This window comes from Streptosporangium sp. NPDC006013, from assembly GCF_040614275.1.
GTDB lineage: Bacteria > Actinomycetota > Actinomycetes > Streptosporangiales > Streptosporangiaceae > Streptosporangium.
This window is the reverse complement of sequence record NZ_JBEXUE010000448.1, coordinates 1-8,134: the sequence shown is the minus strand read 5'-3', so window position 1 is coordinate 8,134 and position 8,134 is coordinate 1. Positions and strand designations below refer to the sequence as shown.

Genomic DNA, 8,134 nt, shown 5'->3' with positions numbered 1-8,134 from the left:
AGCCGGGCGCACCGCCCGGCTCAGCGGGCGGCGTGCGCGGCGGAGGCGGTGAGCAGCCGCTGGACGCGAACGGCGGCCAGGACCGCCGCGCACCGCTCGGCCGCGTAGGTCTGGGCCATCCTGTGGTGTTCGGCGGAGAAGTCGGCCACCCCGTCGGCGACGAAGAACACCTCCACGTCCCCCATGAAGGCATCGCAGGCCGTCATCAGGCAGCCGATATGGGCGTAGATACCGGTGACGATGAGCTGGTCGCGGCCCTGCTCGGCGAGCAGATCACGGAGCGGGGTGCGGTGGAAGGCGCTGTAGCGCCACTTGGTGAGACGGATGTCGGCCGGGCCTGGGGCGAGCGCGGTGACGATCTCCTGGGCGCCGGGGTCGGCACCCACTCCTGCTCCCCAGAAGTCCTCCAGCAGGCCACGTTGTGCCGAGGTCTGTCCGCCCGGCTGGGCCGAGTACACCACCGGGACACCGAGCTGCCAGGCCGTCTCGCGGAGACCGATGATCGCCGAGACCAGCTCCACGATCGGCGAGGTTCCCGGCGCGAACGCGTTGACGAAGTAGTTCTGCATGTCGTGGACGAGCAGCACCGCCCGGCGGGCGTCCGGTGTCCAGGAGACGCGGTTGACCGGCATCTCGTCCTCACGGGGCATCGGATAGGGGGTGATGGTTGGTATGGCCACGGCTGCCTCTCCTTCTTACCTTGTGCTCGGCGTCCCGGTGTGTACGGGAGGTCGCCGGGGGCGTGAGTACGTCCTGTGGGCCTTGGCGGTGGTGGTTCGGCTGGGTCTTCGCGAGCGGGAGCCGGTCGGGGATCTCACCTGCGGCCGGTCCCGCCTCGGCAGGAGGGTCTTCGGCGCGGCCGGATGACCGGCGCCGGCCCGGTCGACCCCGTCACGTCTCCGGTCTCTCTCCGGGGCGGGGGGCGGCATCCAGGTCCAGGCCGAGGGCGTGCAGGAGGGTGCGGAACTTGGCGGAGGTTTCGGCCAGTTCCTCTTCGGGGACCGAGCCCGCCACGATCCCGCCGCCGGCGAACAGCCGGATGCCCGCGCCGGTCACCTCGGCGCAGCGGATCGCCACCGCCCACTCGCCGTTGCCCGAGGTGTCGCACCAGCCGACCATGCCGCTGTAGAAGCCCCGGTCGAAGGGTTCGATACCGGCGATCGCGGCGCGCGCCGCGGCGGTGGGGGTGCCGCAGACCGCGGGGGTCGGGTGCAGGGCGACGGCCAGGTCGAGCGCGGTGGTCCGGGGGTCGGCGAGCCGGCCGGTGATCCTGCTGGACAGGTGCCACATGGTCGAGGTGCAGATCAGTGACGGCTCGGACGGGACGCTCAGTGCCCGGCAGTGTGGGGCGAGCGCGGCGGCCACGGCCTGGACCACGACCGCGTGCTCATGCTGGTCCTTGGCCGAGCAGAGAAGCGCCGCCGCACGGCGGCGGTCCTCGGCGGGGTCGGCGCTGCGCGCGGCCGAGCCGGCCAGCGGGTTGGCGACGACGGCGGGACCGTCCCTGGAGACCAGTAGTTCCGGGCTGGCGCCCACCAGGGTCCGTCCGCCCGGCAGGTCGATGGCGAAGACGTGGCCGTGCGGATCGCGCACCGCCAGGCGCCGGACCATCGAGGCGACGTCGGCGGGCTCGGGCCTCGTCAGCTCCAGGGACCTGGCCAGCACCACCTTCTCCACCGATCCGGTGCGGAGCAGTTCCAGCACCCGCCGGACGCCTTCCAGGTGGCCCGCGGGTGTGGGGACGGGGGTGATCCGCCATGGCCGCGTGCTCTCCCTGCGTGGCGGCTCGCCGGGCAGGAAGGGGTCGGCCCAGCGGGTGCGCAGGGGAGTGACCAGGTGCGCCGAGGCGGGGTCGTCGAACGGGACCGCACCGAGGATCAGGTCGCCGTGTCCGCGTACGCTCTGGGCCAGTTCCCGCAGGGTGCGCACGGGGGGCAGCACGGCGGCGACGCCTCCGGCGAGGAGGGTGTGCCGGGGAGAGGAGAAGATCGATGAGGAGCCTGGCCGGTACTCGTCGAGAAGCTCGGTGGCGCTGACCGCCTCGTATGCGATAGTCAAAGCTGACCTTTCGGGGGATCTCATGCCCGGAGCGTGGCGCCGCCGTCCACGTACAGGTCTTGCATGGTGATGTGCCGGGCACGGTCCGAGGCGAGGAACAGCACCGCCTCGGCGATGTCCGAGGGATCGGCCAGCCGGCCCAGCGGAATGCCCACGCGGTAGGAGGACGGATCTCCCTCAAGCACGCTGCGGGGGTCGAGCCCCGCCTGCATCGCGGTGTCCGTCGATCCGGGCGAGACCACGTTGCAGCGGATGCCGTGGCGGGCGAGTTCCAGTCCGGCGCATCGGGTGAACATGACCGCGGCGGCCTTGGAGGCCGCGTATGCCGCCATGCCGACGCGCGGCACGCCCGCGGCGTTGGAGGCCACGGTGACGACCGTCCCGCGACCGCGGGGGATCATGCGGCGGGTCACGGCGCGGACGGCGTGGAAGACCCCGCCGGCGTTCACCGCGAACACGTGCTCCCAGTCATCGGTGCTCAGATCGGTCACCGCGCCGATACGTAGCACGCCGGCGACGTTGACCAGGACGCCGATCGGTCCCAGTTCGTTCTCGACCCTGCTGACGACGGCGTCAACCTGGCCGGGGTCCCTGACGTCGGCCAGGTGGCGGGCGATCGGCTCTGGCCGGCTCTCCCAGGGCTCGTCGCGCACATCGACTCCGGCCACGATCATCCCGGCACGGGCGAGAGCCGTCGCGACGGCGGCTCCGATGCCTCCCGCGGCGCCCGTGACAAGGGCCACCGCCCCGGGGAGGCCGGGATGGTCTTGCCTGTTGGTCACATACACCTCACTAAAATGTTTAGGTTAGCCTTACCTCACTTGCACCATGTGTCAGGGGTGGGTCAGGTGGGCGTGGAAGGTGATCTGGTCATGATGATATGCCTCTTGACGTCGGCGTCAATAAGCGGAATCTTAGGTGAGGCTTGCCTAATTAAAACCTGTCTCAGGGGTCTCTCCGGTCACTCGTTCGGCGCCGTGGCCAGGTCTTCCTCCGAGAGTGCCGAGTGATCCTTCATCCGCGCCCCCGGATGCCTGGATCCGGGAGGGGAGCGACGGTCGTCACGTGTCCATCCGGCAGGTGACCTCCGTGCGCGTCGCTCGCCTCCCCTCCCTGAGAGGGGCACACGATTCCGATCTCCGGGCCGGCTGCCCGGGATGTTCCCGCTGGAGGTATTCGATGACCAATCCGTTCGACGACGAGAGCGCGCCGTTCCTGGTGCTGGTGAACGCGGAGGGGCAGCACTCGCTGTGGCCCGCGTTCGCCGACGTCCCCGGGGGCTGGGAGGTCGCCCACGGTGAGGACTCCCGCGCCGGATGCCTGGCCTACGTCGAAGGCTCCTGGACCGACATGCGCCCCAGGAGCCTTGTCAGCGCGATGGGCGGCTGAGCGCCGGACCCTTCGCGGCCCCGTGCGATCCTCGGGGGCGCGAGGGCCCTCGCGGCGGTCCGGGAGACGGCGAAGGGCGCCCTCACGGACCGGGAGGTCTCGCGGGGGCGCCCTTCGAGGCGGGTCAGCTGGCCCAGTCGAGCAGCGGGCGTGTGTTGCTGGGGTGGCGGAGCTTGGAGAGCGACTCCTTCTCCAGCTGGCGGATGCGCTCGCGGGTCAGGCCGAGGTGCTTGCCGATCTCGTCGAGAGTGTGGGGCTTACCGTCGATGAGGCCGAAGCGCAAGGCCATGATCTTGGCTTCCCGTGGGGAGAGGTTGCCGAGCACACCGCGCAACTGCTCGCCCAGCAGCTGGCGGTCGACGACCTCCGAGGCCTCGGGCGAGTCGATGTCCTCGATGAGGTCACCGATGGTGGTCTCGCCGTCCTCGCCGATGGTGGCGTTGAGGCTGATCGGCTGGCGGCTGGTGCGCAGCAGCTCCTCGATCTGGTCGGGAGTCTTGTCCAGCTCCACGGCAAGCTCGTCCGGCGTGGGCTCGCGGCCCAGGCGCTGGTGCATGTCGCGCTCGATGCGAGACAGCTTGGAGAGCATCTCCAGCACGTGCACCGGCAGCCTGATGGTGCGGGCCGAGTCGGCGAAGCCGCGCTGGATGGCCTGGCGGATCCACCACATGGCGTAGGTGGAGAACTTGTAGCCCTTGGTGTAGTCGAACTTCTCCACCGCGCGGATCAGGCCGAGGTTGCCCTCCTGGACCACGTCGAGCAGGGCCATGCCCCGGTCCGTGTACTTCTTCGCCACGGAGACGACCAGGCGGAGGTTGGCCTCCAGCATGTGGTCCTTGGCCCGGCGGCCGTCCTCGGCGATCCACTCCAGGTCGTCGCGCATGACCGCGGACAGGCCCGGCTCGGCCTCCAGCTTGGACTCGGCGTACAGGCCGGCCTCGATGCGCTTGGCCAGCTCGACCTCCTGGGCGGCGGTGAGCAGGGTGCGACGGCCGATCGACTTCAGATAGGTGTGCACGGAGTCGCCCATCACGGAGGAGTGGTCGTCCAGGTCAAAGGTCGACTCGGTCTCCGTCTCGGCCTCCGGCTCCTCCGGGGGGTTCCACTCGTCGTCCGCCTCCGCCGCGGCGTCCTTGCCCTTGGACCTGTCCTTGGCGTCCCTGGCGTCCTTGGCCACGGCCTCGGTCTTGGCCGACGCCTTCTTCGCGGGTGCGGGCTTCGCCTTGCGGGCGGTGCTCTTGCGGGTGGTGGTCTTCGCCGCCTTGGCGGTGGCAGGGGAGAGCACGGGCTCGTTCTCGGCGGCCAGGCTGACGCCGGCCTCGGTGAGCTCTCGCAGGATCGCCCTGCCCTCGGTGGGGCTGATGCCCGCCTCGGCGAAGGCGTGACGCAGCTCCGCGAGTGAAAGGTGGCCCTGAACTCGCCCTCGGTCAATGAGCTGTTCGAGGGTCGTCGGGGCTTCAGATGAGGCCGCCACGGCGGTCGGGGGCATGAGGACACCTCCTCCATCACGGAGTCGTCTGATTACAGTTTTCAGTCGTCGGGTGGGGCGGTCTGGGGCCGCTCGGCGCACCAGTACCAATAACCACAGCCAAGAACTTTCTGTTCCCGACTTGACTCGGAAAATATGATGGGTGGACCGTCCTCTCGGCGATCCACCCGCGTATGAGTGCCTGGTACGGCCCTATTCGGTCACGTCCGAGGAATCCTCGATCACGTCCAGAGGGCCCTCGACCATGGGCATCGGGAAGGGTTCGGCCTCCTCCATGCGGTGCTCCGTCCAGTAGCCGACGACCTTCTCCGGATCCGGGTTGACCTTCTCGGAGATCACATAGCCCTCCGAGGACGGGGGCGGGGCCGTCGGCGACGGCACCTGCGAGGGCGGGGCGGGGTCGTGCGGAGCGACCGGCACCGGCTCGCCCGATGTTCTCCCGCTCTTCCCGATGCCTCCCGCCGCGGCGGCCGCCGTGACGGAGATGCCACCGGCCAGGACCAGGCTCACGATTCCAGCCGAGACCCATGTCTTCCGGGTGACGTTCATCGAGATTGTCCTCCTGCTTCGGCTATCCCTTGGACGTGTGACAGCGTCTTCACGGTTCCCGGTCACGACCATAACGGAGAGTTTCCAGGTCCGGCTTGCCGTTGGCCAAAAGCGGTATTTCGGTCATTACGATCAGCTCGGCGGGGGCCGCGTAGGCGGGTAGCCGCTCCTTGGTGAAGGCGCGCAACTCGGCCAGGGACGGCGGGGCCTGCGAAACGACGAAGGCCACCACCCGCTCGCCCCACTCGGGATCGGGGCGGCCGACCACGGCGGCGTCGGTGATCGCGGGATGCTCGGCCACCGCGGCGGCCACCGCCGCGGCGACGACCTTCTCGCCCCCGGTGTTGATGACGTCGTCGGCCCGCCCCAGCACGCGCAGCCGCCCGTCGTCCAGGGTGCCCAGATCCGAGGTGAGGAACCAGTCACCGTCGCGCACGGCCTCGGTGAGGCCGCGTTGGAGCCGGTAGCCGGAGAACAGCACCGGCCCGCTCAGACGGATCCGGCCGTCGCCGCCGATGCCGACGCCCACCCCGTCGAGGGGCTCGCCGTCGTAGACGCACCCGCCGCAGGTCTCGCTCATGCCGTACGTGGTGACCACCCGTGCGCCGGCCGCGCGGGCCGCGTCGAGCAGGTCGGGGGGAGCGGCGGCACCGCCGAGCAGGATCGTTTTGAACACCGACAGATCCGCGTGGAGCAGGCGGCGCAGCTGGGTGGGCACCAGCGAGACATGGTCCGCACCGCTGGCGAGCACCGCCTCGGGGGAGAACCCCTCGTGCGTGATCGGCTCGGTCCCGCCCAGTAGCGACCTGACCAGAACCTGCAGGCCGGACACGTGGGAGGGGGGCAGGCAGCAGAGCCAGCGCTCGCTCGCCTCGGCGTCCAGGCGCCGCAGCGAGGCCGACGCCGAAGCCCTCAGCGCCTCGGCCGACAGTTGCACGCCCTTCGGAGTGCCGGTCGAACCGCTGGTGGCGATGACCACCGCCACCTCGGCGGGCACGCCGACGCCGTCCTCGCGGCGGACCCCGTCGACGTGGGTCGGGCGCAGCGCCTCCAGCGTCGCCCGCAGTGCGGGGGCGGGCAGGGCGGGGGAGAGGGGCAGGATGGCCGGGCCCTGGCCGTCCAGTGCCGAGCCGACGGCCCGGAACAGCTCCGGACCCGCCGCGGACACCACGGCGTGCAGTTCTCGTTGCACGGAAAGCCACTCCTCGTGCACAGGAATGGTCATCACAGTCGTAAGGTTAGTGCCGAAAGCCGGACAACGGCCGGGGACGGCCCCGGCACAGCGGAGGGGGCGAAGCAATCGTGGGCACGGAGAGAGTCGAGCCGGGCGCGAACGAGCAGGTGGCGGCGGAGACGACTCCCGAGCGGGACGGTGCGGTCGACTGGAAGAGGTCCGGCCAGTACGAGGACATCGTCTACGAGACCGGCGAGGGCATCGCCAAGATCACGATCAACCGTCCGGAGCGGCACAACGCGTTCCGTCCGACCACGCTCTTCGAGCTCAAGGAGGCCTTCAACGCCGCTCAGGAGGACTCCGAGGTCGGTGTGATCATCTTCACCGGTGCGGGCGACAAGGCCTTCTGCTCCGGCGGCGACCAGAAGATCCGCGGTGACGACGGCTACGTCGACAAGTCCACTCCGCACGTGGGCAGGCTCAACGTTCTGGACCTGCAGGTCCAGATCCGCCGGTGCCCCAAGCCGGTCATCGCGATGATCGCCGGTTACGCCATCGGCGGCGGCCACGTGCTGCACGTGTGCTGCGACCTGTCCATCGCCGCCGACAACGCGGTCTTCGGCCAGACCGGTCCCAAGGTCGGTTCCTTCGACGGCGGCTACGGCTCCTGGCTGCTGGCCGAGACCGTGGGCCTGAAGCGGGCCCGCGAGATCTGGTACCTCTGCCGCCAGTACGACGCGCAGACCGCCCTGAACTGGGGCCTGGTCAACGCGGTCGTTCCGCTCGCCGAGCTTGAGGCCGAGACGGTCAGATGGGCCAGGGAGATGCTGGAGAAGTCGCCGCTGGCACTGCGCATGCTCAAGGGCGCGCTGAACGCGGTGACCGACGGTGCCGCCGGGATGCAGCAGTTCGCCGGCGACGCCACCCTGCTCTACTACATGAGCGAGGAGGCGCAGGAGGGCCGCGACGCGTTCAAGGAGAAGCGCGCCCCCGACTTCGGCAGGTTCCCGCGCCGCCCCTAGGGGCAGCGAAGATCTGAACGGGTTCGGTCCCGAGGCGCACCGTCCCGCGTAGGCGAGGCCGGTTTCGCGCGCCTCGGGATGGACCTACCCCCCGGGGTGCGGAGTTAAGGAGGCGATGCGGTGAATCCCGCGACCGCGCTCGCGACCGTGCTGGTCGACGAGCTCGCCCGCTGCGGTGTCACGGACGTGGTGCTCGCGCCGGGGTCGCGCTCGGCGCCGCTCGCCCTGGCCGTGCACGCCGACAGCCGCATCCGGCTGCACGTGCGGGTGGACGAGCGCTCGGCCTCCTTCCTCGCGGTGGGGCTGGCCCGCCGCAGCGAGCGGCCGGTCGTCCTGATCTGCACCTCCGGCACCGCGGCGGCCAACTTCCATCCGGCCGTCATCGAGGCGCACGAGTCGGGGGTGCCGCTGCTGGTGCTCACCGCCGACCGCCCGCCCGAGCTGCGCGACACC

General features: G+C 70.5%; 9 protein-coding genes. 3 read left to right on the top strand and 6 right to left on the bottom strand.

Annotation, left to right across the window (positions count from 1 at the left end; all coding sequences use genetic code 11):
• Window positions 1-20: 20 nt before the first annotated feature.
• From ABZ260_RS41090 to ABZ260_RS41080, 3 genes are all read right to left on the bottom strand, one after another.
• Window positions 21-680 carry an isochorismatase family protein gene (locus tag ABZ260_RS41090; RefSeq protein WP_355628527.1) on the bottom strand — a complete coding sequence of 220 codons (660 nt, stop codon included), beginning with the start codon at window positions 678-680 and terminating at the stop codon, window positions 21-23.
• Between the two features lie 211 nt (window positions 681-891).
• Window positions 892-2,058 (bottom strand): isochorismate synthase, encoded by a 1,167-nt coding sequence (locus ABZ260_RS41085; RefSeq protein WP_355628524.1) that lies wholly within the window; start codon window positions 2,056-2,058, stop codon window positions 892-894.
• Window positions 2,059-2,078: 20 nt separating this feature from the next.
• A complete protein-coding gene (locus ABZ260_RS41080) occupies window positions 2,079-2,840 on the bottom strand; it encodes a 2,3-dihydro-2,3-dihydroxybenzoate dehydrogenase (protein ID WP_355628521.1) in 762 nt (253 codons plus the stop codon).
• Between the two features lie 397 nt (window positions 2,841-3,237).
• On the opposite strand from ABZ260_RS41080, the gene ABZ260_RS41075 reads away from it, so the two are divergent.
• The gene (locus ABZ260_RS41075; RefSeq protein WP_350960138.1) at window positions 3,238-3,447 is read left to right on the top strand and encodes an MbtH family protein; all 210 of its coding nucleotides are present in this window, start codon (window positions 3,238-3,240) and stop codon (window positions 3,445-3,447) included.
• A 124-nt stretch (window positions 3,448-3,571) separates the two neighbouring features.
• Here the strand turns inward: ABZ260_RS41075 and ABZ260_RS41070 are convergent, their stop codons facing one another.
• The 3 genes from ABZ260_RS41070 to ABZ260_RS41060 form a co-directional block, all read right to left on the bottom strand.
• Window positions 3,572-4,936: an RNA polymerase sigma factor gene (locus tag ABZ260_RS41070; protein WP_355628518.1), complete on the bottom strand. Its 1,365-nt coding sequence runs from the start codon at window positions 4,934-4,936 to the stop codon at window positions 3,572-3,574.
• A 192-nt stretch (window positions 4,937-5,128) separates the two neighbouring features.
• Entirely contained in the window at window positions 5,129-5,485 is a 357-nt protein-coding gene (locus ABZ260_RS41065) for a hypothetical protein (RefSeq protein WP_355628515.1), read from the bottom strand.
• Window positions 5,486-5,534: 49 nt separating this feature from the next.
• The gene (locus tag ABZ260_RS41060) at window positions 5,535-6,710 is read right to left on the bottom strand and encodes an AMP-binding protein (protein WP_355628512.1); all 1,176 of its coding nucleotides are present in this window, start codon (window positions 6,708-6,710) and stop codon (window positions 5,535-5,537) included.
• Window positions 6,711-6,826: 116 nt separating this feature from the next.
• On the opposite strand from ABZ260_RS41060, the gene menB reads away from it, so the two are divergent.
• Window positions 6,827-7,681 carry a 1,4-dihydroxy-2-naphthoyl-CoA synthase gene (gene menB, locus ABZ260_RS41055; protein ID WP_350960152.1) on the top strand — a complete coding sequence of 285 codons (855 nt, stop codon included), beginning with the start codon at window positions 6,827-6,829 and terminating at the stop codon, window positions 7,679-7,681.
• Between the two features lie 120 nt (window positions 7,682-7,801).
• Window positions 7,802-8,134, top strand: a 333-nt coding sequence (locus ABZ260_RS41050; protein WP_355628509.1) for a thiamine pyrophosphate-binding protein, incomplete at its 3' end; no start/stop codon positions are given.

Bases quoted from the DNA above. Each gene is read 5' to 3' on its own strand.
- ABZ260_RS41060 (WP_355628512.1), bottom strand. From the start codon at position 6,710: ATGACCATTCCTGTGCACGAGGAGTGGCTTTCCGTGCAACGAGAACTG.
- ABZ260_RS41070 (WP_355628518.1), bottom strand. From the start codon at position 4,936: ATGCCCCCGACCGCCGTGGCGGCCTCATCTGAAGCCCCGACGACCCTC.
- ABZ260_RS41075 (WP_350960138.1), top strand. From the start codon at position 3,238: ATGACCAATCCGTTCGACGACGAGAGCGCGCCGTTCCTGGTGCTGGTG.
- ABZ260_RS41065 (WP_355628515.1), bottom strand. From the start codon at position 5,485: ATGAACGTCACCCGGAAGACATGGGTCTCGGCTGGAATCGTGAGCCTG.